Below are 26,019 nucleotides of genomic sequence, written 5' to 3'. Positions count from 1 at the left end.
GAGTGCTGTCCACTCTCGACAAATCCCCGCGCGCTTGTCAATTTCGAAGGTGGCCGGGACCTTCACATTCGCTAATATGGACACGCGGCCTCGGAGCCGCGCAACATACCGGGGTTTTGAATGATCATGCCTGCCGACCGGCTGACGACGCTGGAAATCCGCGCCGCCGAGCAGGAAAAGACGATCGAGGAACTGTCCGGCCAGATCGCCGAGCAGTGGACGGTGATCGAGCGCATGCAGCGCAAGCTCGACGCGCTGACCGACCGGTTCCTGGCGCTGGAGGAACAGGCCGCGCCCGACGTGCCGGTGACCAAGCCGCCGCACTGGTGAGGGAGGGAGAAGCGTCATGGCCAGTGAAAGCGACCGCATCGCCCGTGCCGGCGACTATGTGCTTGGCCTGATGAACGACAGGGACCGCCAGCGCGCCGAGCGCGACCTGGAGATCGACCCTGCTTTCCGCGACACGGTGCTGCGGCTCGCCGAACGGATGCATGTGTTCGATCGCGCGGCGCCGTCGGTCGGCACACCCGACAATCGCTGGCAGCTGATCTCGCAACGCATCGCCGAACTGCCGCAGATGCGGCTGGCCGGCCTTGGCGAGGCTGAGGCCAAACCGCCGGTCGTGATCCACAGGCTGGAGCGCCCACCCTATGGCGTCGGGCTGCATTCCTCCGGCGGGCGGCGCGGAACCGTCATCGCCATTGCCTTGGCCACGGCCTTCGCGCTCGGCTATCTGGCCGGACAGCTATAGGCTGAGCTTGCGCGACATCAACAGCATCGGCCCGCCATCCTGTTCGAACATCTCGACCGCCGTCCAGCCGAGCCTGGCGTAGAAATCGCGCGCTTCCCAGGTGTAGAGATAGAGCATGTCGACGCCGAGCGACATTGCACGCGTTTCGACCGCGCCGACCAGCGCCATGCCGATCCCGCGGCCCCGATGCCCGGCACGGCAAGCCCGGCCAGCCAGGGCGTCAAATCATGCGCCGAGGTCGACGATGTCTTCCTCGAGTGTCCTTCCAGAGCCCTCGATGAAGGCGGCAAGGCGCATCCGTGCAAAGCCCTCAACATCGCGAGCTTCCATGAGTCCGACTGTCGGCCGCATCGTTTCTCCGGGTTCGACCTTAGCCGACGTTGCTCCGTCGACCAGTTCCAGCCAAAACAAAACCGCCGAGCTTTCGCCCGGCGGTTTGCAAGTGATATCGACCGATCAATACGGGCAGGCGTTGTCCGACATGTAGTCGTGCACCTTGACGGTGCCGGCGATGATGTCGGCCTTGGCCTTTTCGACGGCCGTCTTCATCGCGTCGTCGACAAGCGCCTTGTTGTTGTCGTCCATGGCGTAGTCGACGCCGCCTTCCTTGAGGCCGAGGTCGTTGATGCCGCTGGTGAACTTGTCGTTCTTGGCGTCCATGAAGGTGTTGTAGACGGCAACGTCGACGCGCTTGACCATCGAGGTCAGCACCTTGCCGGGCTGCAGGCCGTTCTGGTTGGAATCGACGCCGATGCCGAGCTTGCCGGCGTCTGCTGCTGCCTGCAGCACGCCAACACCAGTGCCGCCGGCCGCCGCGTAGACCACGTCGGCGCCCTGATCGATCTGGGTCTTGGCGATCTCGCCGCCCTTGGCCGGGTCGTTCCAGGCGGCGGGCGTATCACCCGTCATGTTCTGGATGACGTCCGTCGCCCCTGCCGCCTTGGCGCCACCGACATAGCCGCAGCCGAATCTGCGGATCAGCGGAATGTCCATGCCGCCGATGAATCCGACCTTCTTGGACTTCGACGCCATGGCCGCCATCACGCCGACCAGGTAGGAGCCCTCCTGCTCCTTGTAGACGACGGAGCGGACATTGGGCTTGTCGACGACCATGTCGATGATGGCGAACTTGGTGTCGGGGAACTCCACGGCGATCTTGTCCAGCGCGTCAGCCCAGGAGAAGCCCGCCATGACGATCGGATTGCGGCCGTCCTCGGCGAAGCGGCGCAGCGCCTGCTCGCGCTGGGTGGCGTTGGAGACCTCGAATTCGACATAGGCAATGCCGGTCTCGGTCTTGAATTTTTCAGCGCCGTTGTAGGACGCCTCGTTGAAGGATTTGTCGAATTTGCCGCCAAGATCATAAAGAATGGCTGGCTGGATATCCGCGGCGAAGGCCGGAAGAACCATTACAGTTGCGGCCAGGAGGCCGAGAACGATACGTTTCATGTGATCCACACCCTGTCGGTTATTTTTCCGTTGTACACCGCGCCCTGCCCGGTTCTCCGGCAGGCACGCGACGTCAGGCAGGAGTGTACTCCCCTCCCGCTCCGGGCCAATCTGGCACGGCCCGAAACAAAATTCACGCGGAATTTTGACCTTTTGGAAAAGCATGGCGCGGGTGGGCGGCAGCGCGCATCATTCCGTTCGCCAAGCTGCCGTAAGGTTCTTCGTGCTGATGGTCCGCAAACGTCAGGTCGCGGCGAATTCATTGCGCCGTTGCCGCCGGTAGCCGACGGCATAGAGCAGGAAGGCCAGCACCGCGAACACGGCAAAGCCGGGCTGGCCGATCACAAAGGCGATGACGCCGTCCCACAGCAGCGGGCTGGCCTTGTCGCGCACGTAGCTCTCGAAGGCCGCGCGGGTGTCGGGGGAGGCCGCCAACCAGCTTGCGTTGAGCGGCGTCATGACAAGCGCCGATGCAGCCACCGAGCGCGTCGCATCGATCACCGCCATGATGACGGAAATCGAAAGCGCGACCATCGCCGCGAGACGAAAGATGAAACGGAACATCAGACTTCCTCCCCAGGATCTCCCTGGCCCCTCCCTTGGACCCGGGTATCGTCCCTTCCCAACCGAGAGATAGAACGCGCCTGCCTTGACGGCAATCGCGACACGCGAATTTGAAAGTCGCGATGCGCTTTATGTCGGCTTGGCTTTTCGCCGGTTCACACGCCAGACGGCGAACAGCCCGCCGGCGATGGCGCCGACAACCAGCCCGGCCAGGCCGATGAAAACGGTAAAATAGCCGCAGGCACCCTCGAAACAGCTCATGTCGGTAATTTCGGCGATCAGCGAGCCGGCGGCGAACCCGACGCAGGCGCCGAGTGCGGCACCGAGGATGATGCCGAGCAAGGCGGCGACGACCGACACCAGAACCGACGGGCTCTCGGTTTCCGGATTGGCATAGACCGTCTCGGCGCCCGAGCCGCGGCGCAATAGATAGATGCAGAGCACGCCGATGGCGATTTCGCCCAGGCTGAAGGCAAGTCCCTGCGCTGAAAAGCCGAAATCCGGCGCGAGCAGCACATAGGCCAGCCTCGCCGCCAACCAAACGATGGTGACGATCTGCCAGATGATGAAATGACGCGGAAAGCGCGGCGAGCGGTTGAAGGCAAGGCCGAGCAGGTAAAGACCCCATAGAATGGTGACGATGCCGCCGGCAAGACCGCTGTAAACGAAGTATGCGACGCTGTCCGGCAGGTCGTAGCCGCCGATCACCCGCCATGACGAGATCAGGCCATAGACCGAAAGCGCCATGGTGATGCAAAGCCACGCCACCGGCACGTAGGACAGGCCGCTGTCCGGCCGCCTGGCCGGCTCCTGGTTGATGGACGTCATCTGCCGACAGTGCCCCCGCAAAGCCCTGCCTCCACTCGACAGGGGACGGCCGGCGAAGTCAAGCAACGACAGGCTGCCGCACCGCCTGTGCACATCATTCGCCCGCTGGCATGCCGAAAAGCACGGCGCCGGCGGCATCGCCGACGATCCGTGCGCGGCAAAGCCGGCGAAGCGCCATTATGGCTTGGCATTCGCCGCGGGATCGACTAGATGAGCCCCGCGCCTGTTGCTTCGACGGCTTCAGGTGCGGGGAAGGGTTGCCCGACGGTTGACGGCGCCCACGACGCGGAGGTTCCGCCCCCAAGGGATGCATGTCCCCGACCCGCGCGGCAAAACCGGCCGGCGCGCCATGCAAGGACGGAGAGGTGGCCGAGTGGTTGAAGGCGCACGCCTGGAAAGTGTGTTTACGGGAGACCGTAACGCGGGTTCGAATCCCGCTCTCTCCGCCATCTGCTTTGATTTCATTGTGTTTTTAGGCCATTTTCTCCGATTGTCATAACCAACAAAAACCCGCCGAAGCGGGGTTTGTCATCGTTGCCATTGGCGTTAGTAGATCATCCGAGAATCGAACATTGTTCCTGTGGCGATGCACACCGCCCACGCGGCATCATCGATTGGTCGCAGCGCAGAGCAGGGAGAAGTGTGAATTTTCTCACAGACGCATCGGAGGGTTATAGCTCAAGTGTCCAGTTCCCAGTCCCAGTAGAGGTGAGGGAGAACTCCGATGCTTGTGAAGGGTCCTGTTGTCGCAATCGGTTCCTTGATCGATTGGCTACGTCGTCGAGACGAGCGGAGAGCAATGTTAATGGCAGTGGACGAACTGAACCTGTCACGGGATGAAATGCTCAGCGACATCGGCATTACTCGCGACGAACTCTTGCTTGCGTCGCGCTTTCGCGGGATGGGCCCGATCGGCGGGCATTCTGGAGGATGTTTAAATTAGCAGCGCTGCCTCGCCGGCGAGCGCTCTTCGCCGCCGCTGCCTCCGGGTTGCTCATCAGCGATTCTTCACCTTCGGTGTGATTTCCTCGATCTGCGCCTTAACTCCGTCCTGTGTCATCGATGGATTCCAGCAGCGGACGTAACTCCGCTGCCAGGGTATCGTAGTCATTCTGCCGATCCGGGTGAGGCCATAATTCCGAGATGACAGCTAGCACTGTGAAATCTCCGGCCATTGGATAAGGGAACGTACTGTTTCGTGGGAGTTTTGCGAGTCAAAGCGGTGCTGGCTCTGTCAGCACCCACTCAGGATTGCGCTTCCATTAGCGTAGGCGCATACTCAATTCAGCTGGCGAACTACCCCCGAAGGCCGGCTAGGCTCGGCGCCAGCCCCCCTTCGACCCCTCGACGCCGAGCCGCTGTGAAACGGCGGAGCCTAGAGGCGACCATGCCTATGTATCTCTCGCGGTTCAGCTATACGCCCCAGACCTGGGCGCGTTTGATCGAAAACCCGGAGGATCGACGCGAGGCGGCCCGTTCGTACATCGAGTCGGTGGGCGGAAAGCTGCACGGGTTCTGGTACGCTTTCGGAGAGCACGATGGTTGGAATCTGTGGGAGGCGCCAGATAATGTTTCGATGGCATCTGTCGTGCTCGCCATCGGTGCAGGAGGTGCCCTCAGTTCCTATGAGACCACCGTCCTTCTAGACGTCGAGGAAACGATTGAAGCCCTCGGCAAGGCGAAGTCGATCCGGTATCGCCCGCCGGGCGCGTAAACAGGCGCCGCATACATTCCTTACTGTCGAAGCCAGGTCTCGCCATATCGGGCCCATTTGCGCCGACGCGGACTTGATGGTGCCGGATATTCCTTGACGGTTGCGCTTCGCTCATCTGCCCCGTGAGGCGGTGAACTGTATCCATCGCCTCACGGACATGAACCCTTGCCGCTACGCAAGAACCTGTTTCGTCAAAGCATGAGTACTCCCCGCAGCCAGGCGAAGAAACCGAACTTCCCGGACAGTGCCGCGCGGACGCGCGTCGCGGCCCATCGTGCCGGCATCGTCGCGCCGACATGGCAATGGCAGACGATTTCGTGCAACTGCCAATCGGTCAGTTCGAAGAAGCGCTTGGCTTCACCGTAAGTATCCTCCTTCAGGCCTTGCGCGCGAAAGATCGGATCCTCGAATGCGACGGTGATGGGTGAGCCCGCGGAACGCATTCTGTCACGGACCTCCGCGGTTATGTATTCGGTGCCCGCAAGCGCCCCAAGGCACCGGTCGGGATTTTGCTCCAGAAGTTGCGCCCAGCGCTCGAGGCGCTGGCCCCGAGTGGCAATCAGAAGCGTCGCTTCGGCGTGAACGTCGGCAACGCTTTGTAGTTGGTCAAGTGTTTGGTGTTTCACGGCCGCCTCCTACCAGCAGGTGATTCACCCCAACCCCAGAATGGAATTATGGCGCTCCGCGAGGTCGGCAAGGCCCGGTATGCGCGATGCAAAAAGGATCATCGGATAACGCTGTAGGACCGTGCGCCTCGAGGCGTTCAAAGCACGGCAATCAAGGGATAGGTGCTCTCGATTTACGCAAACCGCGCTGGCGTCCACGCCCCACCGCCGGCGTTCGATTCAACGGCCGCCGCGACGAACTTCACGCCACGCGCGCCATCGACGACATCGGGCACCTGCGCCGCGCGTGCGGGATCGACCGCGGCGCCCGAGCGATGGGCGCGGATTATGTCGGCGGCGTCGCGATAAAAGTTGGCGAAGGCCTCGATATAGCCTTCCGGGTGGGCGGCCGGCATGCGAGACACGCGCCGGCTTTCGTCGGTCGAACCATGCCCGCCGCGCACCAGCGTACGCGTCTCCTCGCCGTAGCGGGAGAGGCGCAGTTCTTCCGGCCGCGTGCCGGACCATTCGAGCCCGGCCTTGTCGCCATAGATGCGCACCGAGAGATCATTGTAGTGGCCGGGCGATGTCTGGCTGGCGAGGATCGTGCCGCGCGCAGCGCCTGTCCAGCGCACCAGCACATGCGCATTGTCGTCGAGGCGCCGGCCCGGCACGGCGGTGAACAGATCGGCCGAAACCGCCTCGGCCTCGCAGCCGGAGATAAAACTCGCCAGGTTGAAGGCATGGACGCCGATATCGGCGAGCACCGCCGACTGCCCTGCGCGCGCCGGGTCGGTGCGCCATTCCGCCTGCTTCTGCCCTTGCGCGTCGATCGGCTGCGTCAGCCAGTCCTGGATGTAGGCGGCGTGCACGGACACGATCCTGCCGAGCTCGCCCGCCGCCACCATCTCGCGCGCCTGGCGGACCATGGCGTAGCCGGTGTTGTTGAGGGTGACGACGAACCGGCGCTTCTTCGCCCGCGCCAGCTTAACCAGCGCTTCGGCATCGGCCAGTGTCGTCGACAGCGGCTTGTCGCAGATGACGTCGATGCCGGCTTCTAGGAAAGCGGTGGCGATCGGCGCATGCAGATGGTTGGGCGTGACGATGACCACGGCTTCGATGCCGTCCGGCCGTGCCGCTTCCGCCTTTGCCATGGCGTGATAATCGGCATAGCTCCGCTCCGGCGCGATGCCGATCTCGGCGGCCGATGCTGCGGCATTTTCGGGATCCGAGGACAGCGCTCCGGCAACCAGCGAGATCTGGTCGTCGAGGCGCATGGCGAGGCGATGCACCGCGCCGATGAAGGCATTGCGGCCGCCCCCGACCATGCCGACCGTCAGGCGTTTGCGCGTCGATCCGTCCGATGTTGCATAGACCATGATCTTTCAAACTCCTCCCGGATTTTCGATAGCGTGCATAGCCTGAAATGCCGCTAGCATTTTCGAACATGATTTCCAATTTCCATATTGTAAAACGATCGTACCGCGCTAGCGTGAAGCCATGAGCGGAGCGCAAATGTCATCGGAACGGTCCAGCGTCGACGAGGCCGCGACCAGGAAACGTGGACGCTCGCTGGCGGCGCTCGGCTACACCAAGCCGCAGACCTATGAGGAATTGCGCGCGGTGCTCTCCTCCGGCACCGTGCATTTCCCCAAGCGGCTACGCCAGGTCGCCATCTTCCTGTGGCAGCATCCGAGCGATGTGGCGCTGGGCACCATCGCGCAGGTGGCAGATCAGGCCGGCGTGCAGCCTTCGACGCTGGTGCGCTTCGCGCAGATCTTCGGCTATGCCGGCTTTTCCGATTTCCAGGGCCTGTTCAAGGACCATATGAAAGGCTCCTGGCCGGAGGGGCGTGGCCCGGAGCGGACGGCGGCCGAACCCAACGCCGATTTGCATTTTCTGCACGGCATGGTCGGGGCGTCGCAGGCCTCGCTTGGCCGCATCGACAGCGGCTTCGACATCGCAAGCTTCGAAAAGATGGTCGATCATCTCACCGCCGCCGACCTGATCTATGTCATCGGCAGCAAGCGCGCCTTCCCCGTCACCACCTATCTCTCGCTGACCCTTTCGCAGCAAGGCGTGCGCAACGTGCTGGTCGACAATGTCGGTTCCACCGCGCTCGATCAGGTCGGCTGCATCGGCAAGCGCGATGCGGTTCTGGCGGTGAGTTTCAGCCCTTACAATTCGATCACGCCGGATCTGGTCGCCGTCGCGCATGAGCGCAAGGCGCGCATCGTCACCATCACCGACAGCACCTTCTCGCCGCTGGTCAAGCTTTCCGACACCTGGCTGGAAGTGGTGGAGTCCGACTTCGCCGGCTTCCGCTCGCTGGCCGCCTCGCTCGCCGTCGGCATGGCGTTGGTCCACGGCGTGGTCGCGCGCCGGACAGAATGACCGGAACGATTGACTGAGGAGAACTGTCGTTCCATATTTGAAAAAATAGAAACTTTGTTCCACGGAGGAGGAATGGAGGTTCGGCTCGACGGCAAGGTAGTGCTGGTCACCGGCGCAACGCAAGGCATCGGCCTGGCGATCGCCGAGACGCTGGCGCGTTCCGGCGCCGAAGGCCTGCTGATCACCGGCCGCGACCCGGCGCGCGGCAAGATCGCGGCGGCGTCGCTCTCCGCAATGGGCACGCCGACAGAATTCGTCGCCGCTGATCTCGGGGACCCCGAGGCGCCGGCCCAACTGGTCGCGGCATGCCTTTCCCGTTTCGAGTGCATCGACGGGCTGGTCAACGCCGCCGGCTTGACCGACCGCGCCTCTTTCGTCGATGCCGGCCTCGACGACTGGGAAGCGTTGTTTGCCGTCAACGCCCGCGCCCCCTTCTTCCTCATGCAAGCGGCCATCGCCGACATGAGGAAGCGCGGCCAAGGCGGCGCCATCGTCAACATCCTGTCGATCAACGCCCATTGCGGCTCACCTGAGCTTGCCGTCTATTCCGCCACCAAAGGCGCGCTGTCGACGCTGACCAAGAATGCCGCCAACGCTCACCGCTTCGACCGCATCCGCGTCAACGGCATCAATGTCGGCTGGACCGACACACCCGCCGAACGCGTGATGCAGGCGCAAACGCTGGGCCACGGCCCGGGCTGGCTCGACGCCGCCAACGCCGCGCAGCCATTCGGGCGGCTGCTGACGCCGAACGATATCGCCAACCTCGCCGTCTTCCTGCTTTCCGACGCGGCCGGGCCGATGACCGGCGCGGTGATCGACCAGGAACAGTCGGTGATCGGGGCGAACCGGTGAGCGCCGCTGCCGCATTGCCAGACACCCTCGGCCCGGCATTGCTTAGCCGGCTTCCAGCCACTGTCCGCACACCTTCCTATGACCGTGCTGCCCTCATGCCTGGCATGGCGCATTTCGGTGTCGGCGCCTTCCATCGCTGCCACCAGGCCGAATACACCGACGATCTTTTGTCCCGACAGTTCGATCGATGGGGCGTGGTCGGCATCAACATCCGCCCGCCCCTGCTAGCCGAAACGCTCGGCAGCCAGCGCGGCCTGTACACGCGGCTCATCCGAAAGGACGACGAGGTCGAGGCGCGCGTCATAGGCAGCATGATCCGCCTTGTCGACAGCCAGCACAGCGCCGCGCCGGCGTTGGCGGTGCTGGCCTCGGCCGACATCGAAATGGTCACCATGACGGTCACCGAAAAGGGTTATTGCCACATCCCCTCCACCGGCGCGCTCGACCTCGACCACCCTGACATCGTCCACGATCTCGCCAACCCGCATGCACCGCGCAGCGTGCCGGGCGTTCTGGCGCGGGCGCTGGAGCTTCGAATGGCGTCGCATGATCGGCCGATGACACTGCTTTCCTGCGACAACATCCCGGCCAACGGCGTCATCCTCGGCAATGTCGTGCGGGCGATGGCAAGCCGGCGCGGCAACAGCCTTTCGGACTGGATCGCCGCCAATGTCGCTTTCCCTTCGGCCATGGTCGACCGCATCGCACCGGCGACCACGCAGGCCGACATCGAAACCGTTGAACAATGCTTCGGCTATCGCGATGCCGCCGTGGTGGTCAGCGAGCCGTTCCGGCAATGGGTGATCGAGCAGAAATTCGCCGGCCGCGTGCCGCGCTGGGACCTCGTTGGGGCGAGCTTCGTCGACGACGTCACACCGTTCGAGCACCTGAAGATGCGGGTGCTGAACGGCGCCCAGACGACGCTTGCCTACCTCGGCGTGCTCGGCGGCTTCGAGCACACGTCAGATGCGATCGCCGACCCGCTGCTCGCCACGTTCGTCCGCCGCATGCTGACCGAGGAGACGCTGCCGACGCTGGCGCTAGTGCCTGGCATTTCACCGCCTGCCTATGTCGAGCAAAGCCTGGCACGTCTCGCCAACACCGCGATCCGCCACCGCAACCACCAGATCGCCACCGACGGCTCGCAGAAGATCGTGCAGCGTTTGCTCAACCCGATCCGCGACCGGTTGCGGCAGGGTGGGAGCATCACGCTGCTGTCGGTGCCCGTCGTCGGCTGGATGGCCTATCTGATCAAGGCCGCCCCGCGCTTCGGCAAGTGCTGGCAGGTGTCCGACCCCTTTGCCGGAAGGATCTCGGCCATCGCCGACCGCATCGGCGCCGACACCAAGGGGCTCGCCGAAGCTATCCTTGCGATGGACGCGATCTTCGATCCGTCACTGGCCGCCAACACCATGTTCCGCGCAAATGTCATCGCCGGCCTCGATGGCCTGCTCTCAGACAATCCGCTGGCCTTTGTCAGATATGCCTGCACTGAGCCAATAGATGCGCGGTTGAAGCGACCGACACGATCTGCATAGTACGATAGGTCGTGAAGTTCACGACCAGGGGAGGTATCATGAAGCTTGGACTGCTCACAGCACCATTTCCGGATACTCCACTCGCCGAGGTCGCCGACTGGGCAAGCTCGGCCGGCTTCGAGGCGCTGGAGATCGCCTGTTGGCCGAAATCCTCGGGCGACAGCCGTCGCTATGCCGGCACCTGCCATATCGATGCCGCTGGGACCTCAGCATCTCAGGCGAAGGAAATCGCCGCTGCGATCGCCGGGAAGCAACTCTCGATCTCGGCTCTCGGCTATTACCCCAACCCGCTGCACCCCGATGCCGGCCATCGCGAGGCTGTCATCGATCATCTGAAGCAGGTGATCGTGCTGGCCGGGCGGATGGGCGTTTCGCTGGTCAACACCTTCTGCGGCGGCGATGCCTCCAAGCCGGTCGACGTCAATTGGGAAGCGGCGCTCAAGGTCTGGCCCGCCATCATCGCCCATGCGCGCGACAACGGCGTCAAGCTCGCCTTCGAGAACTGCCCGATGATCTTCAGCTATGACGAATGGCCGGGCGGCCACAACATCGCCTATTCGCCGCAGATCTGGCGCCGCATCCTCGAAGCCTTCGGCGGCGATATCGGCATGAATTTCGACCCCTCGCACCTTGTCTGGCAGATGATCGACCAGGGGCGTTTCATCCGCGAGTTCGGTCCCTACATGCTGCACGTCCATGCCAAGGACCTGATGATTGATCATGATGGACTCTATGAGCGCGGAATCCTCTCGGCCGGCATAGGCTGGCAGGTGCCGCGCATGCCGGGGCTCGGCGATGTCGATTGGAAAATCTTCTTCTCCGGCCTCTACGGGGCCGGCTACGACGGATCCGTCATCATCGAGCACGAGGACCGGCGGTTCGAGGGGAGCGACGACAACATCAAGCGAGGCTTCCTGCTCGCCCGCGACGTGCTGCGTCCGTTCGTGAAATGACGGAGAAACAGCTTTAAGACTGAAACTAAAAATCAATGTGGAGGAGTACTGAAATGAAGAAATACCTGACCATGGTCCCACTACTTGCCGGCGCGGCCTTCCTGGCCTCGGTGGGCGCCTCGTCCGCCGAGGGCAAGTACACGATCGGTATCTCCAACACCGTGCAGGGCAATGGCTGGCGCGAGGAGATGATCTGCGCGATGAAAGCGCAGGCGCTCGCCTCCGGCGAAGTGACGAAACTCAACATCGCGCACCGCAACACCGACGCGGCCGGCCAGTTGGAAGACATCCGCAACCTGATCAGCGCCAAGGTCAACGCCATCGTCGTCAACCCGGCCGACCCGGCCGGCATCAAGGCTGGCCTGGAGGAGGCCACCAAGGCCGGCATCGTCGTCGTCGCCGTCGACCAGGCGGTCACCGAGCCTTCCGCCTACATCATCTCCAACAACCAGGAGCAGTACGCCTATCTCGGCGCCAAATGGCTGTTCCAGCAGATGGGCGGCAAGGGCGAGGTTGTCTATATGCGCGGTGCCGCCGGCGCTTCGGCCGACAGCGACCGCGACAAGGGCTTCAAGAAGGCGCTTGCCGAATTCCCGGATGTGAAGGTGGCGCAGGAGGTCTTCACCGGCTGGCAGCAGGATCAGGGCAAGCAGCAGATCCTCTCCTTCCTCGCCACGGGAGCGCCCTTCAACGGCATCTGGACGTCCGGAATCGACAACGTGATCGTCGACGCGCTGGTCGAATCGCAGGCGCCGCTGGTGCCGGTTGTCGGCGCCGACAATGCCGGCTTCGTCGGCCAGCTGAGCTCGGTCAAGGGCCTCGTTGGTGCTGCGGTCACCAACCCCGGCTCGATCGGTGGCGCCGGCGTCACACTGGCCTTGCAGATCCTCAACGGCAAGAAGCCGGCGCAGCAGACCGTGCTGGTCGAGCCGCAGCTGTGGGAGAACGCCACCGAGGAAGGCAAGGCCAAGCTCAAGGCCGCCGCCGACCCGTCGCTCAGCCCGGAATGGCCGGTCTCGATCTCGATCCCGGACTGGACCACTTACACGAAAGAGCAGATCGTCGCCTGCAAGGGTCCGGGCGAGTAATCTTGCCTGAACTAAACCACGAGGACGGCGGACAGCGGTCTGCCGTCCTCGCTGAATGATTGGGAACGCCCGTTTGACGACGAACCCTCTGCCAGAAAGCCCATTGCTGGACGCCACCGGCGTCGCCAAGAATTACGGTGCGGTTGCAGCACTTCGCAACGCATCGCTGTCGGTGCTGCCGGGCGAGGTCCATGCGCTGATGGGCGCCAATGGCGCCGGCAAGTCGACGCTGGTGAAAATCCTGACCGGCGCCATCCACGCGGACGCCGGCCGCGTCCTGATCCGTGGCGAGACGCGCGACATACGCTCGCCGGCCGCCGCGCGCCGTGCCGGCCTGCTTCCCGTCTACCAGGAACCGTCACTGATCCCCGATCTCGACGTGCTCTCCAATTTGCGCCTCACCGGCACGCCGGTCGAACCGTTCCGCGCCTGGGTGCGCGAGCTTGGCATTCCCGACCTCGACCTGCGCGACACCGCACGCGACATCCCGCTCGCCGTGCTGCGCGTGCTCGACCTGGCGCGCGCGCTTGCCGTCGAGCCCGACGTGCTGCTGCTCGACGAGATGACGGCAGCGCTGCCCGCCAACCTCGCCGAAAAGGTGCTGGAAGTGGTGCGCCGGCAAGGCGACAGCGGCCGCTCGGTGATCTTCATTTCGCACCGTTTCGTCGAGATCTCGGCGCTGTGCGATCGCGCCACCGTGCTGCGCGACGGCGAGACCGTCGGCGTCGTCGACATCGTGCCCGGTGTCGAGGAAAAGATCGTCGAGCTGATGCTCGGCGCCAGGATCGTCAAGACCCAAATGGCCGCGCGCCCCGCCAGTCAGGCCGTTTCGACCGCGGCGAGCCGCCCGCGCCTTGGCGTCCGCAATCTGCGCGTCGGCACCAAGCTCCAAGACGTCTCCTTCGAGCTCGCCAATGGCGAGGTCGTGGGCGTCGTCGCGCTTGAAGGACAAGGCCAGGACGAACTCTTTGCCGCGCTCGCCGGCTCCATCCGGCCCTCCGGCGGCTCGATCGAGGTTGACGGCCAACCGGTGAAATTCACCCACCCGAGCGATGCCATTCACGCCGGGATCGCCTATGTGCCGGGCGACCGCACCGAGGCACTCGCCATGCAGCGCTCGGTGCACGAGAATATTGCGCTGCCCTTCAGCGCCGCACTGCGCAAGTGGGGACCGATCCGGGTAAACAAGGAGCGCACTGTGGTCGCCAGCGCCATCGCCCGCCTGCAGATCGACACCCGCGCGCAAGGCGAGGTGCAGCGCCTCTCCGGCGGCAACCAGCAGAAGGTAACGATCGCCCGCTGGATCGCCGCCAATGCGCGCACCATCCTGTGCTTCGACCCGACGCGCGGCATCGATGTCGGCACCAAGCAGGAGATCTACAAATTGCTGCGCGAGCTCGCCGGCCTGGACAAGTCGGTGCTGTTCTACACCTCCGAACTCGAAGAGGTCCAGCGTGTCTGCGACCGCGTCATCGTCATCTTCGGCGGGCATGTCGTCGACATCTTCCCGGTCGAGGAGGCCGACGAGCCGACGCTGATGCGCGCTGCCTATGGCCTGCCGCGCGGCGTCAGCGTCGATGTCGGCATCCTGGCCGATCCGACGTCGAAATCTTCGACCCCGGAGCTAGCACCTTGACCCGCTTCTTCCGCAACCAGGGCTGGGTCGCCGGCCTGTTCGCCCTCTTCGTGCTGCTGTTCGTGCTCACCAAGCTGATCCAGCCGGGCTATGGCAGCGGCGATTTCGGCTCGCTGGTACGCGCCGTGCTGCCCTACGCCTTCGCGGTCGCCGCCCAGACCATCGTCGTCATCGCCGGCGGCATCGACCTTTCGGTCGCCGCGATGATGGCGCTGACCAGCGTCACCGCCGCCTCGATGATGAACGGCGCCAGCGAGGAATATGCGCTATTCGTGGTGCCCTTCGTGCTCGCCATGGGCCTGGTGCTGGGCGCATTGAACGGCATCCTCATCGTCGTCACCCGCGTGCCCGATATCGTCGTCACTTTGGCCACGCTGTTCGTGCTGCAGGGCGCGGCCCTGCTGGTGCTCGGCGCGCCGGGGGGTGCTGCCGCCGAATGGCTGAAGGCCAGTATCGTCGGCACGCTGCCTATACCCGGCGTGCCCGACAACATCGACGCCTGGGTGCCGAAGGCGCTGGTGCTGCTGGTCGTCTGCCTCTGCATCATTTGGATACCGCTCAGGCGCTCGAAGCTCGGCCTCTCGATCTATGCCATCGGCAGCAGCGAGTTGGCCGCCTTCCGCAGCGGCGTGCCTGTCGCGCGCACCCGCATCATCGCCTACGCGCTGTCGGGCCTGTTTGCCGCTTTTGGAGGGCTGGCGCTGACCATGAGCACCGGCATCGGCGCCCCCATTCCCGGCCCCTATCTTCTGGCCAGCGTCGCCGCCGTGGTGCTCGGCGGTGTCGCGCTCGGCGGCGGCAAGGGCGGCCTGCTCGGCCCGATCGTCGCCGTCTTCGTGCTGCGGCTGGTGCGCACCGATCTGACGCTGCTTGCCATCGATCCCAATGTCACCGCCATCATCGAGGGCGCCATCATGGTCGCCGTGGTGATGTTCGGCGCCTTCATCACGATAAGAGGCCGCCCGGCAGGAGCAATGCCATGACGAGCAGCGCGACAATGCCCCAGCCGGTATCCTTCGGCCGCCGCCTCAAGCGCTTCATGGCCGACCGGCCGCTGGTGCCGCTGATGATCCTGCTCGTCATCCTGGTGGTGATCCTGCAGATCCTGCGCCCCGGCATCGTCAACGAACGCTGGCTCGCCAACACGGTGAAGTTCGCCATTCCGCTGGCGATCCTCGCCGGCTGCCAGACCATGACCATGCTGACCGGCGGCATCGATCTCTCCGTCGGCACGGTGGCGACGATGAGCGCCTTCATCATGGCCACGCAGATCGTCAACCAGGACCCGGCGGTGGCCTTCCTGCTGGCGATGATGCCGGCGCTGCTGATCGGCCTGATCAACGGTATCGGCGTCGGCGTCTTTCGCGTCCACCCGCTGATCATGACGCTCGGCACCAGCCTGATCGGTACCGGCTGCCTGCAGGTCTACCAGCGCACGGTGATCGCTTCCGGCGCGAAAATCCCGGATTTCCTGAACTGGCTGGGGACCGGCCTGACCTACGGCTTCCCCAACGCGCTGCTGCTGTTCGTGCCGCTGGCGGTGCTGATCGTCTTCACGCTTCGCCGCACCGGCTTCGGCCGCCTGCTCTATGCCGTCGGCGACAATGAACGCGCCACGCGCCTCTCCGGCGTCCGCTACTGGCAGGTCATCACCGCGCTCTACGTCATCTCCAGCCTGCTCGCCGGCATCACCGGCCTGCTCTATATCGGCCTGATCAAGGCGCCGTCGCTGTCGCTGGCCGAACCGCTGGTGCTGCCTTCGGTGGCGGCCGCCGTGATCGGCGGCACCTCGATCTTCGGCGGCCGCGGCGGCTACACCGGCACCATCATCGGCGCGCTGATCCTGACCGTGCTGACGACCCTGCTGACCATCCTGCAGATGCCGGAGGGGGCAAGGCGGATACTGTTCGGGCTGATCGTGCTGTTCGTGACGGCGGCGTATTTGCGGATTGTGGAGGAGCGGTAGGGGGCTGGCGTGAGTGGCTGGTTCTGACCCAAGCAGGTCATTCACCTGGCGCATCCGGAAGGTCTTGAATGGCGGGGAACTGTCATTGACACACGCCGTTTTGACAAGAAAGCGTCGTGTTTGAACTGCCCGCCCGACTCGAAGGGGGGACAACTGCCGCGACTGTCGGCATTCAGGTCCGACTGGCGAATAACGTCATTCCGGCGAACCATCGCCACCAGCCTGGGCGATCCGTCAAGGTTGTCTCACGAAGGAGGATGAGTGACATGAAAGCAGCAACTTGTATTGCAGCGGCAACGAGTTATTGTCACAATCCCCACGTATCGTTCAGAAGTAGAACCCTTCACGACATCCGGGAATAAGCTGCCATGAGCATACTGCGACGGGCGGATAGTGAAAGTCGGTCCGAAAACTTGGGTGGGCAACCAAAGAGGACGACCCCTAATGTTTGCAACGCCTGATTTTCTGAAACTAGCCTGTAGCGTGGTGTTTGGCTTGGTGGCCGCCCTGCTCGTGCTAGGCTCGGCGCATGCCATGGGAAGCCTCAGGCGAATTGTTTTCTGCTCCTCGGCTCTGATCTTGATGCTGCTAGCGGCAAATGCGGACCCTCTCACGACGATGGACGAGGTTGGAGCGGCCATCATGTTATGCTGGAAACCACCGGTCGGTGTTGAAAAGTCCACTGTTACGCTGAGTTTCAGTTTAAAGAGCGATGGATCGTTAGTTGGTCCGCCACAATCGACATTCGTTAATGTCGCCGGCGATGAGGAAGTTCGTCAGCACTTTGTTGCTGCTGCAATGGACGCGGTGGATCGATGCACACCCGTTGAACTGTCTCCCGCCTTGGCCCAAGGGATCGGGGGAAATCCGTTCACGCTGGAATTTGCATCATCCGATAAGGCGCAAACCCTCACGCCCTCGAATTAGCGGAACCCTTTAGCGAGCAGTTCGACGGGAGGTTCTGGCCGAGGTCCATTCGTCGAAGTGTCGCGAACATCTCCCCACTTCGCCGAGCCGCCCGTACATTTGTGTCCGGACGGAGTCGCCATCGTGTGCAGACTTGCGGCGCGAATGTCTGCTCGCGAGTCGGACACGGCCGTTGCGGCAGCGTCCAGGAAAGTCCGACAGTGGCGCGTTCCTGACTTTCAGTCGCCGTCCACTATCCGCATAGCTGATCATTTTCGCCCTCGACGCGGCCCCTGCTTTCCGCTGGGCTCCCACCGCCATCTCCGAAAACAGCCAATCCCGCAACGCCCTCACCTTGCGCTGGCGGATGGCCTCTGGGGGGTAGACGAGGCAGAAGCTGGAGACGGACTTCAGCGCGTGGTCGAAAGGCCGCAGCCTGCCGGTGGCAAGGTCTGCCGAAACCCACCTCGCCTTCCCCGGCTAGCAGCACCAGCGTCCGGCGTAGGGGTCAGCCCAGAAGGTTGCGCGCCGTGCGCAAGAAGATTCTGGATCCGATCGGGATCAAATCGTCTGGAAAGTCATAATCGGGATTGTGCAGCGCCGGGTAGCGCTCGCCGGCACCGAGGAAGAACATCGCCGACTTGGCCTTGTGGCCGAAGATGCCGAAATCTTCCGAGGCTCGCATCGGCAGGGCTTCCTCCGTGCGTGGCACGCCTTCTTCGTCGAGCGCGCGCTGCAGGTGTTCCACGGCATCCGGCGCGTTGACGCTGGCAACGAAGATCTCGTGATAGTCATAGCGGGCGGAAAGGCGATGCTCTCCCGCGATCCTCGTGGCCAGCGCTTGCGCGGCGGCGCACAGGTCCGCCATGCGCTCGTCGCGCCTAGTGCGCAGCGTCGCCCACACCTCTGCATTTCCCGGCGCAATGCCGAACACGGCTTCGCCCATCAGGGCATGGGTGACGGTCACCATGCTGAAGTCGTCGTCGGCAAAGGTTCCGTGCCCGAGCGCGGGCAGTGCCGGCATCAGCTGGCTCACCGCCAGCATTGGCGAGACGCCCGTTTCGGGCATCGACGAATGCGCGGTCTTGCCCTCCAGCACGATCCGCATGCCGCGTGAAGCACAGTTGACCACGCCGGGTTTGATACGCACCTCACCCAACGGCACACCGGGCAGATTGTGCAGCGAGAAGGCGAAATCCGGCGCGATCTCGGAAAAGCGCGGATCGGCGACGACGCCGGCCGCGCCATTGCCGGTTTCTTCCGCCGGCTGGAACATCAGCACGACGCGGCCGCGGGCAGGTCTTTCGCGCCCGAACTGGCGGCCAAGTGCGGCGAGGATCGCGGTATGTCCGTCATGGCCGCACATATGCGACTTTCCCGGCACCAGCGATGAATGAGAAACGCCTGAAAGCTCGTAAATCGGCAGCGCATCGAGCTCCGACCGGAACAAGACCGTCGGTCCGGCCTTGCCGCTTTCATACACCGCCGCCACACCGTGGCCACCCAATCCGGTCAGCACCTTGTCCGGCCCTGTGTCGGCGAGGAAGTCGACAACCTCGCTCGCGGTCTTCTCTTCCTCGTTCGAGATTTCCGGATGCTGGTGCAGCTTGCGGCGCCATGCCGTCAACTCGACAATGTCTCGATTGGTCAGGGTCATCTTTTTCCTGCTCCGCTTAGAGCTATTTCAGGAAAAACGCGTAGCGGTTTTCCGTCCGGAATTGCGTAAAAACAAATACTTGGAGCGGGTCGGCGATTCGATCAAAAGCTGAACCGCTCTAGCGCTGCCGTCTCCATAGCACGCGCGACTTGACAGTGCGTCGGAACACGATGCCATCAACTGCAATTTCGAACCAGGAGGGCAGCGCCGTCCGCCTGTCGGCTATGCCGGCAGGCAAGCGGCAAAAAATCACGGCCCCTTGCAGATCGGCACCGGCTGTGGCGGCGGTGCCGGATGATCCTTTTTGTACTGGGCGATGATCGGCTCGAGCGTTTTCCGCGGCCAGAATTTCGGCGTGCCGATTTCCTTCAGGCACGACGCATTCCAATAGGCGCCTGCTTTCGCGACGGCGGCGATGTCGCGTGATTCCGGATAGATGTAGAGCGTCGTAGGGTTGTTCTTCACCATCGCGATCATCTGCCGTGCATCCGCCGGCGACCAGCTGGTGCAGCCATTGCTGCGGCCGCCGGCGTAATCCACCAGCTTGCCGAACGGCACGTAGCCGTCATGGTCGGCGTAGGAGCTTTTCGGGCTTTTGCGAAGGCACATTCCCTTCAGCACCTGCGCCGCATGCCCGCCGATCACCCGCTGCCTGGCGTTGGCGGCTTCGCCTTCGCCGTCGAACTGTATGAAGGTGCGCAGGAACACCGTGTCCTGTTTCGCGCCGACGCGGTAATAGCCTTTGAACGAGGTTTTGGCCTCACCGGTCATGTAGGCGCCGCCGGCCGTCAGTGACGAATCCAACGCATTGCCGAAGTTTTTCGCGCAGCGTCGTCCGTTCGCGAAGTTCACGACGCCCTTCAAATTCCGGCCGCTGCCGTGACCCGACGAAATCGCGCGAAACGACTGCTCGGCTTCGCAGATGACGTAGTATCGGCGCCCCAGCACGCCATTGCCCATATCGCCGGGGCGCGTCGCGTCCATGGCGAAGTAGCAGGGGTTTTTGACGGCGCTCTGGCCCACCTTCTTCAGGTAAAGCGCGCGTGCCCGCTCCAGCACCACTTGTGAGATTTGCCCGTCGCCTTCGCCGACATGGGCCTGCAGCCATGCCGGGACATCGGATCGTGCGGCGAAAGACCGGGCCGACGCCGTCATGGCGATGACGACGATAAGCAAGCTGAGGAGAGCGACGACACCCAGCGGAACAGATCTCAACCGCACCGGATCATTCTCCTGCCAAAACCGTTCTGCGAATCATCGCGGCGTTAGCATAAAGGACCTCGCGCCAATCGGCGAAACACTTCTGGTTTAGCGCGTGTCATCGATCACAGCGCCAAACTCCCCTGCTCCGCCTCCTCGGCATTGGGGTCGCCCGGTGCCGTTGCCCAGGCGAGTTCGACAAGCGTGACGGTGCGCTGACCGGTACCGTCGAGCTGGCAGACGATGAGGCCCTGCTCCTCGATATAGGTCAGCAGGCGCCGGGCACGGCGCAGCGAGTGCGAGCCATAGGCGCGGGCGATCGCTGCGTCGCTCGGGCACGGCCAGCCCTCCTTCGCCGCACGCGCGATCATCATGAACACGCCCTGCATATCTTCGGGCAGCAGCGAGGCGCGCACCGAGACGTCCCGCCACGCGTCATCCTGCGCCACATCCGAGCCGAGCCCGGCGCGGGCGCGCGTCAGCATGCGGCGGAACGCCGGCAAGTCCGGCACGACCGATGCGAGGCCCTCGATGCGGCAGCGGACAACGAACTCCTGATAGAGCACGCCGATGACGCGGAAGCCCGCATCGGGCTCGGCCAGCACGGCGCGCAGGACACGGTCCACCCGCTCGCGGCGCTGCGCCAAATCCTCGGCGCTGATCGGCGGCTCCGCCGGTTCGGGGCGGATGTCCAGCGCCGCCGACTTCGCCGCCATCAGTTGGTCGAGCAGATCCGGCGACGCCGCCCGGCGCTGCGGCCGCACAGGCTCGGGCGGCGGGGCGGCCAGGATGATCGCGCGGGCGTCCTCAAGAACCGCTTCCGGCAGCGGCATCAGGCGCGGCGTGCCGTTGCGAGGGCTTGTATCGGTCGGGCCGATGCGCAGGCCCAGCGGCCGCCGCGACAGCGCCGGGCCGAGCGCCATGAACTGCCCGCGCTCCAGGTCGCGAAACGCCTCCGCCTGGCGCCGCTCCATGCCCAGAAGATCGGCCGCGCGGGCCATGTCGATATCGAGGAAAGTCCGGCCCATCAGGAAATTGGAAGCCTCGGCCGCGACGTTCTTGGCGAGTTTGGCCAGCCGCTGGGTGGCGATGATGCCGGCCAGGCCGCGCTTGCGGCCGCGGCACATCAGGTTCGTCATGGCGCCGAGCGAGAGTTTGCGCGCCTCGTCCGAAACCTCGCCGGCGACCGCCGGCGCGAACAGCTGCGCCTCGTCCACGACCACCAGCATCGGGTACCAGTGGTCGCGGGCGACCTCGAACAGCCCGCCGAGGAAGGCGGCGGCGCGCCGCATCTGGTTCTCGGCGTCGAGCCCCTCGAGATTGAGCACCGTGGAGACACGATGGATGCGCGCGCGCTCGCCGGCGCTCTGCAGGCCGCGCTCGGTATGCTCCTCGGCATCGATCACCAGATGGCCGAAACGCTCGCCCAGCGACACGAAGTCGCCTTCCGGGTCGATGATGGTCTGCTGCACCCAGGGCGCACTCTGCTCCAAAAGCCGGCGCAACAGATGCGACTTGCCGGAGCCCGAATTGCCCTGCACCAGCAGGCGGGTTGCCAGCAGTTCCTCAAGGTCGAGGGCCGCCGGCGCGCCCGCAATCGTGTGTCCCATCTCGATCGCAACGGTCATGTCGACTCAAGGCTCTCCTTCGCAGACGGGCTTATCAACCGCATGGCAGCCAGTCGAGCGCCCATGGCCGGCCGCTCGGTGTTGCGCACAAGCTGGGCGATCGCCATCAGCCGAGATGGGCAGCAAACCCCAGATGCCGGCCGGTTTGCCCTCTTCGGCACTGCCTCACGCTGGCTTGACCGGCGCCAATGGCGGCGCATCCAGCCCCTTGAAGGGGTCGCACCAGGCGTCGATGTCTTCGAGCTGGCGATACCAGCTGAGGACGGAAGGATAATCATCGAGCGGCAATCCGGCGGCATCGTTGAAGGGCAGGAAGGTGGCCATGCGGAAATCGGCATAGGAAACGGAATTTCCGACCAGCCATTGCCGCCGGGAGAGTTCCGCCTCGAGGATCGCAGCCGACTTGCGGAACTCTGCCAGCCCCTCCTCGACCTTTTCCGGATCGATCGGGCCAAGCCCATAGCGCTGCTTGGTGCCGCGCTCGAAATGCACGGTGTCGCAAGCCCTCATGAAATTCTCCTTGCCCCAGCTCAGCCAGCGGATCATGTCGGGTTCGTCATCGCCGCTGCGCCAGAAATCCGAATTCGCGTCGCGCGAAATCCGGCAGGCAATGGCGTCGGCCTCCCAGAGGCTGTCTCTCGAACCTGCCAATATGGGCAAGGTAAGATTGGGGTTGAGCGGCAGAAATCGCTCGGCCTGCCCGGGCGCCATGGGTGCGGCGAATTCAAACTCGACCTTCACTTCAAGGTGGCGCGCCACCGCGACGGCGAGGCGAGGATTTGGATTGCGGCTGAAGAACAGTTTCATCTCGAATGGCGGTCCTGGATGGGTATCGGCTCGACCCTATCACACGCAGAATTGTGCCTGCCTTCCTCTCTTGTTCGGCCAGCCGACAACGTGCCTGCCAACTGGTCGGACCACCATTTCGCTGGCGGAAATTGCCGTTCGGCGTATCATCCTTTTCGGGAGGGTTCATGGCAGGAGGAGGCCAATGAACGTCGTGCTGAACGTGCCTGTCATCGACATGACGGCGCAAGAACTTGTTTCTTCTGCGCTTTCAAAATTCCGCGCCGGCGACACCATTTCGACCAGGGCGGCAATCGAGGCGATCCGCCGGATCAGCCCGGCCTGCGAGGACAGCGACGACGATCTCGTCGAACTGATCGTGATGGCGGCAATTGGTAAGACCATGGGGGTGGTGTTCGATCACCGAAGCCACTGAGCAATTCCAGGAAAAGTGTGAAGCGGTTTTCCGTCCGGAATTGCGTTAAGCGAAGAGAAGCAGTTCCAACCGGGAACGAATAACTCGTTGTGCCGTTCGATTCGCTGGAATCGAGGAGTGGCGTCAATGCGTGATGAACAATTCGACGTTCCTATCATCATCGAAAGTGAACGAAGAGGACGGCTCCTGACGGTCACCGGCACGGTCCAGGCCGCCTCGCTGCTGGTCGACAAATGGCCGCAGGCAAAGCGCGGGCCGAAATACCGCTCGGCCTTGAAAGCGATGATGGATGCGATGGAGCAGCGGCGGGCGGTTGGCACCGCGCGGCGGGCGTTCGCTGCTGCCGCCAGGGAGGCGCATGTCTTCGTCGGCGAAGGCCGACACTAGCGTTGCTTGGATAGCGCCTGGGAACTCCTGGAAATCTTGCTCGTTATGCTCTCGGTTGAAACGAGGGACGCAGTCATGGCCGATGACAAGACCAGGACCGACAACCGCGACCGTTCGCAAATGACCCGCGACGAGGACTATGAGGTCCGGCATTTCGCCGAGGAGGCGGGCATCACGCCGGAGCAGGCCCGGACACTCATCAAACGGCACGGCACCGATCGCAAGGTGCTGCATGAGTTGGCCGAGAGCATCAAGGGATCGTAGGCCTGATCGGCGGCGACGCTGCTAGCTGCCCAGCGGATGCGGCATATAGCCGACAAAGCCCGCTATCTTCCAGCGGCCGCTGAGCTTCGTGCAGAAATAGAGGGTCTGCCATTTCAGTTTCTCGACGCTGCCGTCGGCCTTGGCGACCGAGCCGTTGAACTTCTTGTGCAGCACGGCCCGGTCGCCATCGACATCGATGTCGCGCAAGTTGGTGACGCGAAACAGCGCCTCGCGCAGCGGCTCGGCGAATGCTGTAGCCGCGGTCTCCTTGGCCTGGCGCAGCCATTCGTCGCGATAGGCGGCAAGCGTCGGGAACTGCAGCCGCCAGGCGTCGGCATCACTGAGGAAATGCGCATGCATGCCGAAGAAGCTTTCGGCGACGAAATCATCCTCGACCATCGACCAGTCCTGGCCAAGAAAAGCGTCGATGTCGCGCCGCACCAGCATCTCCCACAGCGCGTGCCGATCGGCGTCGCCGGCCGGAAATGGGTTCCTGTCGAAAGTCATTTTCTTTCTCCTGGCTGGAAACGCGTCTGCACGCACCGACTTGATTCACCAAGGCGATCGCAATCGGCGGCGCAAGATGCTGGGCCGCCTGCAGCAAAGCAACATGGGATTTCGAAAATGTTGCTTTCCAACCGGGCCTCTATGAGGATTGCGCCGATCGGCGTAGAGGGTCGGCAACGGCGCGACCAACTGCCATGTCTGAACAGGAGTTTTTCTTGCCCAAGCAGTGTTTTGGAACATCCCATGTGCCGCTCTCGCCCGCCGTGCGCGCCGGCGATTTCGTCTATGTCTCAGGCCAGGTGCCGGTCGGCAGCGATGGCGTGGTCGTCACGGGCGGTATCACCGAACAGACCGAGCAAGTGCTTTCGAACATCCGGTCGGCACTGGCGCTGGCCGGCTGCACCATGGACGACGTCGTCAAGACCACGGTCTGGCTTGAGGATGCGCGCGATTTCGGCGCTTTCAATGCGGTCTATGCCCGGCATTTTCCGAAGGATCCGCCGGCCCGCACCACGGTCGAATCGCGGCTGATGATCGACATCAAGATCGAGGTCGAAGCCGTCGCCTACCGACCGGCCTGACCTGACAGTGCAACGCAACGGAGGCTGGCCGATGCAATTCGATCTCCTGGTAAAAGGCGGCCGCGTCATCGATCCGGTCTCCGGGCTCGACGCGCAGCGCGATCTTGCCATCGCCGATGGCAGGATCGCCGCGATCGACGCCGCCATCGATGCCGAGCACGCCAGACAAGTCATCGATGCCAGGGATTGCATCGTCACGCCCGGCCTGATCGATCTGCACAGCCATGTCTATTGGGGCGGCACCTCGCTCGGCGTCGACGCCGACCGTCTCGCCGCCAAGAGCGGCACCACCACCTTCGTCGATGCCGGCAGCGCCGGCGCCGGCAACTTTCTGGGCTTTCGCCGACATGTCATCGAGCGCTCGAAAGTCCGCATCCTCGCCTACGTCAACATCTCCTTTGCCGGCATATTCGGCTTTTCGCAGACCGTCTCCGTCGGCGAATGCAGCGACCTGGGACTCTGCGAGCCACGCGAGGTCGTGGCGGCGGTGCGCGAGCACGCAGACGTAGTGGTCGGCGTCAAGGTGCGCTCCGGACGCCACGCCGGCGGCACAAGCGGCATCGCGCCGGTCGATCTCGCGCTCGAGGCCGCCGACAAATCGGGCATGCCGCTGATGGCGCATATCGACGAGCCGCCGCCCGGCCGCTCCGAAGTGCTGCCGCGCCTGCGCAAGGGCGACATCCTCACCCACTGCTTCCGGCCGTTCCCCAACGCGCCGGTCTTCGCTTCGGGTGCTGTGCGCCCCGACATGCGGCTGGCGCGCGAGCGCGGCGTCATCTTCGACATCGGCCACGGTATGGGTTCGTTCGACTTCGAGGTGGCGAGAGCCATGCTCAGGGACGGGCTGGCGCCAGATGTGATCAGCAGCGACGTGCATCTCTACTGCGTCGACGGCCCCGCCTTCGACATCCTGGTCTGCATGTCGAAATTGCTGGCGCTCGGCATGCCGCTGGTGGAGGTGCTGCGCGCCGCCACCGAGCGGCCTGCGCAGGCGATCGCCAGGCCCGATCTCGGCACGCTGAAGGTCGGCGGCGTCGGCGACGTCGCGGTACTCAGGCTGCAAGCGGGCCGCTTTACCTTCGTCGACGCCGTCAGCGCCTTGCTGGTCGCCGATCAGCGGCTGGTCTCGGATGGCATCGTCATTGGCGGTGTCTGGTGGCCGAACGAGGCAGCCGGCGACATCAGCGAGACCGAACGTTTCGAGGCCCATGCTCGCCACACCCATGTCGAGGTCGCGGCCCGGCATTTCGGGCATCGGTGATGAGCCAATCTCCCCCTCGTGGGCAGGGGAATCGCATATGGAAATTTTCTGTTGCATTGATGGCAGGG

At 63.9% G+C, this 26,019-nt stretch carries 30 protein-coding genes and 1 tRNA gene; 19 read left to right on the top strand and 12 right to left on the bottom strand.

Annotation, left to right across the window (positions count from 1 at the left end; translation table 11 throughout):
• The first annotated feature begins 123 nt into the window (after positions 1-123).
• Complete coding sequence (locus tag AC1RUK_RS01410) at positions 124-330, top strand: SlyX family protein (RefSeq protein ID WP_292856865.1); 207 nt, start codon at positions 124-126, stop codon at positions 328-330.
• Positions 331-346: 16 nt separating this feature from the next.
• Positions 347-751 carry a hypothetical protein gene (locus tag AC1RUK_RS01405; RefSeq protein ID WP_481837068.1) on the top strand — a complete coding sequence of 135 codons (405 nt, stop codon included), beginning with the start codon at positions 347-349 and terminating at the stop codon, positions 749-751.
• Here AC1RUK_RS01405 and AC1RUK_RS01400 read toward each other — a convergent pair.
• The 5 genes from AC1RUK_RS01400 to AC1RUK_RS01380 all read right to left on the bottom strand — a co-directional run bounded on the left by AC1RUK_RS01400 (position 746) and on the right by AC1RUK_RS01380 (position 3,589).
• On the bottom strand, positions 746-919 hold the full coding sequence (locus AC1RUK_RS01400; protein ID WP_481837069.1) for an N-acetyltransferase: 174 nt from the start codon (positions 917-919) through the stop codon (positions 746-748). The genes AC1RUK_RS01405 and AC1RUK_RS01400 overlap by 6 nt on opposite strands.
• Positions 920-976: 57 nt before the next feature.
• On the bottom strand, positions 977-1,102 hold the full coding sequence (locus tag AC1RUK_RS01395) for a hypothetical protein (RefSeq protein WP_481837070.1): 126 nt from the start codon (positions 1,100-1,102) through the stop codon (positions 977-979).
• Between the two features lie 105 nt (positions 1,103-1,207).
• Positions 1,208-2,197, bottom strand: a complete 990-nt coding sequence (locus AC1RUK_RS01390; RefSeq protein WP_436173444.1) for a BMP family lipoprotein — start codon at positions 2,195-2,197, stop codon at positions 1,208-1,210.
• Positions 2,198-2,440: 243 nt separating this feature from the next.
• Positions 2,441-2,761: a hypothetical protein gene (locus tag AC1RUK_RS01385; RefSeq protein ID WP_481837071.1), complete on the bottom strand. Its 321-nt coding sequence runs from the start codon at positions 2,759-2,761 to the stop codon at positions 2,441-2,443.
• 129 nt (positions 2,762-2,890) lie between these two features.
• On the bottom strand, positions 2,891-3,589 hold the full coding sequence (locus tag AC1RUK_RS01380; RefSeq protein WP_481837072.1) for a hypothetical protein: 699 nt from the start codon (positions 3,587-3,589) through the stop codon (positions 2,891-2,893).
• A gap of 359 nt (positions 3,590-3,948) precedes the next feature.
• Here AC1RUK_RS01380 and AC1RUK_RS01375 point away from each other — a divergent pair.
• From AC1RUK_RS01375 to AC1RUK_RS01365, 3 genes are all read left to right on the top strand, one after another.
• A tRNA-Ser gene (locus tag AC1RUK_RS01375) sits at positions 3,949-4,038 on the top strand.
• 275 nt (positions 4,039-4,313) lie between these two features.
• Positions 4,314-4,532: a DUF1127 domain-containing protein gene (locus AC1RUK_RS01370; protein ID WP_436173447.1), complete on the top strand. Its 219-nt coding sequence runs from the start codon at positions 4,314-4,316 to the stop codon at positions 4,530-4,532.
• 444 nt (positions 4,533-4,976) lie between these two features.
• Positions 4,977-5,303 carry a GYD domain-containing protein gene (locus AC1RUK_RS01365; protein WP_120014089.1) on the top strand — a complete coding sequence of 109 codons (327 nt, stop codon included), beginning with the start codon at positions 4,977-4,979 and terminating at the stop codon, positions 5,301-5,303.
• A 191-nt stretch (positions 5,304-5,494) separates the two neighbouring features.
• On the opposite strand, the gene AC1RUK_RS01360 is transcribed toward AC1RUK_RS01365, so the two are convergent.
• Positions 5,495-5,929 (bottom strand): hypothetical protein, encoded by a 435-nt coding sequence (locus AC1RUK_RS01360; protein WP_481837073.1) that lies wholly within the window; start codon positions 5,927-5,929, stop codon positions 5,495-5,497.
• A gap of 173 nt (positions 5,930-6,102) precedes the next feature.
• Positions 6,103-7,287 (bottom strand): Gfo/Idh/MocA family protein, encoded by a 1,185-nt coding sequence (locus tag AC1RUK_RS01355; protein ID WP_481837074.1) that lies wholly within the window; start codon positions 7,285-7,287, stop codon positions 6,103-6,105.
• A 121-nt stretch (positions 7,288-7,408) separates the two neighbouring features.
• On the opposite strand from AC1RUK_RS01355, the gene AC1RUK_RS01350 reads away from it, so the two are divergent.
• From AC1RUK_RS01350 to AC1RUK_RS01310, 9 genes are all read left to right on the top strand, one after another.
• On the top strand, positions 7,409-8,302 hold the full coding sequence (locus AC1RUK_RS01350; RefSeq protein ID WP_481837075.1) for a MurR/RpiR family transcriptional regulator: 894 nt from the start codon (positions 7,409-7,411) through the stop codon (positions 8,300-8,302).
• 72 nt (positions 8,303-8,374) lie between these two features.
• Complete coding sequence (locus tag AC1RUK_RS01345; protein ID WP_481837076.1) at positions 8,375-9,157, top strand: SDR family oxidoreductase; 783 nt, start codon at positions 8,375-8,377, stop codon at positions 9,155-9,157.
• Entirely contained in the window at positions 9,154-10,695 is a 1,542-nt protein-coding gene (locus AC1RUK_RS01340; RefSeq protein WP_481837077.1) for a mannitol dehydrogenase family protein, read from the top strand. Before AC1RUK_RS01345 ends, AC1RUK_RS01340 begins: the two co-directional genes overlap by 4 nt.
• 38 nt (positions 10,696-10,733) lie before the next feature.
• Positions 10,734-11,648, top strand: a complete 915-nt coding sequence (locus AC1RUK_RS01335) for a sugar phosphate isomerase/epimerase family protein (RefSeq protein ID WP_481837078.1) — start codon at positions 10,734-10,736, stop codon at positions 11,646-11,648.
• 53 nt (positions 11,649-11,701) lie between these two features.
• The gene (locus AC1RUK_RS01330; RefSeq protein WP_436173454.1) at positions 11,702-12,736 is read left to right on the top strand and encodes an ABC transporter substrate-binding protein; all 1,035 of its coding nucleotides are present in this window, start codon (positions 11,702-11,704) and stop codon (positions 12,734-12,736) included.
• 88 nt (positions 12,737-12,824) lie between these two features.
• On the top strand, positions 12,825-14,372 hold the full coding sequence (locus tag AC1RUK_RS01325; RefSeq protein WP_481839609.1) for a sugar ABC transporter ATP-binding protein: 1,548 nt from the start codon (positions 12,825-12,827) through the stop codon (positions 14,370-14,372).
• Positions 14,369-15,355, top strand: coding sequence for an ABC transporter permease (locus AC1RUK_RS01320; protein WP_481837079.1), 987 nt, complete (start codon positions 14,369-14,371; stop codon positions 15,353-15,355). Before AC1RUK_RS01325 ends, AC1RUK_RS01320 begins: the two co-directional genes overlap by 4 nt.
• Positions 15,352-16,338, top strand: coding sequence for an ABC transporter permease (locus tag AC1RUK_RS01315; RefSeq protein WP_481837080.1), 987 nt, complete (start codon positions 15,352-15,354; stop codon positions 16,336-16,338). Before AC1RUK_RS01320 ends, AC1RUK_RS01315 begins: the two co-directional genes overlap by 4 nt.
• Positions 16,339-16,782: 444 nt before the next feature.
• Entirely contained in the window at positions 16,783-17,265 is a 483-nt protein-coding gene (locus AC1RUK_RS01310; RefSeq protein WP_481837081.1) for a UCP034077 family protein, read from the top strand.
• 487 nt (positions 17,266-17,752) lie between these two features.
• Here AC1RUK_RS01310 and AC1RUK_RS01305 read toward each other — a convergent pair whose 3' ends face one another.
• The 4 genes from AC1RUK_RS01305 to AC1RUK_RS01290 form a co-directional block, all read right to left on the bottom strand.
• Positions 17,753-18,901 (bottom strand): amidohydrolase, encoded by a 1,149-nt coding sequence (locus AC1RUK_RS01305; protein WP_481837082.1) that lies wholly within the window; start codon positions 18,899-18,901, stop codon positions 17,753-17,755.
• A gap of 249 nt (positions 18,902-19,150) precedes the next feature.
• On the bottom strand, positions 19,151-20,122 hold the full coding sequence (locus AC1RUK_RS01300; protein WP_481837083.1) for a hypothetical protein: 972 nt from the start codon (positions 20,120-20,122) through the stop codon (positions 19,151-19,153).
• Between the two features lie 104 nt (positions 20,123-20,226).
• Positions 20,227-21,729, bottom strand: coding sequence for a helicase HerA domain-containing protein (locus AC1RUK_RS01295; protein WP_481837084.1), 1,503 nt, complete (start codon positions 21,727-21,729; stop codon positions 20,227-20,229).
• Between the two features lie 165 nt (positions 21,730-21,894).
• Positions 21,895-22,536, bottom strand: a complete 642-nt coding sequence (locus tag AC1RUK_RS01290; RefSeq protein ID WP_481837085.1) for a glutathione S-transferase family protein — start codon at positions 22,534-22,536, stop codon at positions 21,895-21,897.
• A gap of 184 nt (positions 22,537-22,720) precedes the next feature.
• Between AC1RUK_RS01290 and AC1RUK_RS01285 the strand changes: the two genes are divergently transcribed.
• From AC1RUK_RS01285 to AC1RUK_RS01275, 3 genes are all read left to right on the top strand, one after another.
• Positions 22,721-22,951, top strand: a complete 231-nt coding sequence (locus tag AC1RUK_RS01285; RefSeq protein ID WP_436173467.1) for a hypothetical protein — start codon at positions 22,721-22,723, stop codon at positions 22,949-22,951.
• Positions 22,952-23,077: 126 nt separating this feature from the next.
• The gene (locus tag AC1RUK_RS01280; protein ID WP_481837086.1) at positions 23,078-23,338 is read left to right on the top strand and encodes a DUF982 domain-containing protein; all 261 of its coding nucleotides are present in this window, start codon (positions 23,078-23,080) and stop codon (positions 23,336-23,338) included.
• Between the two features lie 75 nt (positions 23,339-23,413).
• Positions 23,414-23,602, top strand: coding sequence for a DUF3606 domain-containing protein (locus AC1RUK_RS01275; RefSeq protein WP_436173469.1), 189 nt, complete (start codon positions 23,414-23,416; stop codon positions 23,600-23,602).
• 21 nt (positions 23,603-23,623) lie between these two features.
• On the opposite strand, the gene AC1RUK_RS01270 is transcribed toward AC1RUK_RS01275, so the two are convergent.
• Positions 23,624-24,109 carry a hypothetical protein gene (locus AC1RUK_RS01270; protein WP_481837087.1) on the bottom strand — a complete coding sequence of 162 codons (486 nt, stop codon included), beginning with the start codon at positions 24,107-24,109 and terminating at the stop codon, positions 23,624-23,626.
• Between the two features lie 194 nt (positions 24,110-24,303).
• Between AC1RUK_RS01270 and AC1RUK_RS01265 the strand changes: the two genes are divergently transcribed.
• Together AC1RUK_RS01265 and AC1RUK_RS01260 are read left to right on the top strand one after the other, a co-directional pair.
• Positions 24,304-24,690 (top strand): RidA family protein, encoded by a 387-nt coding sequence (locus AC1RUK_RS01265; RefSeq protein WP_481837088.1) that lies wholly within the window; start codon positions 24,304-24,306, stop codon positions 24,688-24,690.
• 31 nt (positions 24,691-24,721) lie between these two features.
• Positions 24,722-25,951: an amidohydrolase/deacetylase family metallohydrolase gene (locus tag AC1RUK_RS01260; RefSeq protein WP_481837089.1), complete on the top strand. Its 1,230-nt coding sequence runs from the start codon at positions 24,722-24,724 to the stop codon at positions 25,949-25,951.
• Positions 25,952-26,019 lie beyond the last annotated feature (68 nt).

The organism is Mesorhizobium monacense (assembly GCF_056781675.1).
This window is presented reverse-complemented; position numbering and strand designations above follow the sequence as displayed.

Bases quoted from the DNA above. Each gene is read 5' to 3' on its own strand.
- AC1RUK_RS01405 (WP_481837068.1), top strand. From the start codon at position 347: ATGGCCAGTGAAAGCGACCGCATCGCCCGTGCCGGCGACTATGTGCTT.
- AC1RUK_RS01275 (WP_436173469.1), top strand. From the start codon at position 23,414: ATGGCCGATGACAAGACCAGGACCGACAACCGCGACCGTTCGCAAATG.
- AC1RUK_RS01390 (WP_436173444.1), bottom strand. From the start codon at position 2,197: ATGAAACGTATCGTTCTCGGCCTCCTGGCCGCAACTGTAATGGTTCTT.
- AC1RUK_RS01335 (WP_481837078.1), top strand. From the start codon at position 10,734: ATGAAGCTTGGACTGCTCACAGCACCATTTCCGGATACTCCACTCGCC.
- AC1RUK_RS01350 (WP_481837075.1), top strand. From the start codon at position 7,409: ATGAGCGGAGCGCAAATGTCATCGGAACGGTCCAGCGTCGACGAGGCC.
- AC1RUK_RS01295 (WP_481837084.1), bottom strand. From the start codon at position 21,729: ATGACCGTTGCGATCGAGATGGGACACACGATTGCGGGCGCGCCGGCG.
- AC1RUK_RS01315 (WP_481837080.1), top strand. From the start codon at position 15,352: ATGACGAGCAGCGCGACAATGCCCCAGCCGGTATCCTTCGGCCGCCGC.
- AC1RUK_RS01310 (WP_481837081.1), top strand. From the start codon at position 16,783: ATGTTTGCAACGCCTGATTTTCTGAAACTAGCCTGTAGCGTGGTGTTT.
- AC1RUK_RS01280 (WP_481837086.1), top strand. From the start codon at position 23,078: ATGCGTGATGAACAATTCGACGTTCCTATCATCATCGAAAGTGAACGA.
- AC1RUK_RS01290 (WP_481837085.1), bottom strand. From the start codon at position 22,536: ATGAAACTGTTCTTCAGCCGCAATCCAAATCCTCGCCTCGCCGTCGCG.
- AC1RUK_RS01380 (WP_481837072.1), bottom strand. From the start codon at position 3,589: ATGACGTCCATCAACCAGGAGCCGGCCAGGCGGCCGGACAGCGGCCTG.
- AC1RUK_RS01260 (WP_481837089.1), top strand. From the start codon at position 24,722: ATGCAATTCGATCTCCTGGTAAAAGGCGGCCGCGTCATCGATCCGGTC.
- AC1RUK_RS01345 (WP_481837076.1), top strand. From the start codon at position 8,375: ATGGAGGTTCGGCTCGACGGCAAGGTAGTGCTGGTCACCGGCGCAACG.
- AC1RUK_RS01355 (WP_481837074.1), bottom strand. From the start codon at position 7,287: ATGGTCTATGCAACATCGGACGGATCGACGCGCAAACGCCTGACGGTC.
- AC1RUK_RS01330 (WP_436173454.1), top strand. From the start codon at position 11,702: ATGAAGAAATACCTGACCATGGTCCCACTACTTGCCGGCGCGGCCTTC.
- AC1RUK_RS01395 (WP_481837070.1), bottom strand. From the start codon at position 1,102: ATGCGGCCGACAGTCGGACTCATGGAAGCTCGCGATGTTGAGGGCTTT.
- AC1RUK_RS01370 (WP_436173447.1), top strand. From the start codon at position 4,314: ATGCTTGTGAAGGGTCCTGTTGTCGCAATCGGTTCCTTGATCGATTGG.
- AC1RUK_RS01270 (WP_481837087.1), bottom strand. From the start codon at position 24,109: ATGACTTTCGACAGGAACCCATTTCCGGCCGGCGACGCCGATCGGCAC.
- AC1RUK_RS01285 (WP_436173467.1), top strand. From the start codon at position 22,721: ATGAACGTCGTGCTGAACGTGCCTGTCATCGACATGACGGCGCAAGAA.
- AC1RUK_RS01400 (WP_481837069.1), bottom strand. From the start codon at position 919: ATGGCGCTGGTCGGCGCGGTCGAAACGCGTGCAATGTCGCTCGGCGTC.
- AC1RUK_RS01265 (WP_481837088.1), top strand. From the start codon at position 24,304: ATGTCTGAACAGGAGTTTTTCTTGCCCAAGCAGTGTTTTGGAACATCC.
- AC1RUK_RS01305 (WP_481837082.1), bottom strand. From the start codon at position 18,901: ATGACCCTGACCAATCGAGACATTGTCGAGTTGACGGCATGGCGCCGC.
- AC1RUK_RS01365 (WP_120014089.1), top strand. From the start codon at position 4,977: ATGCCTATGTATCTCTCGCGGTTCAGCTATACGCCCCAGACCTGGGCG.
- AC1RUK_RS01385 (WP_481837071.1), bottom strand. From the start codon at position 2,761: ATGTTCCGTTTCATCTTTCGTCTCGCGGCGATGGTCGCGCTTTCGATT.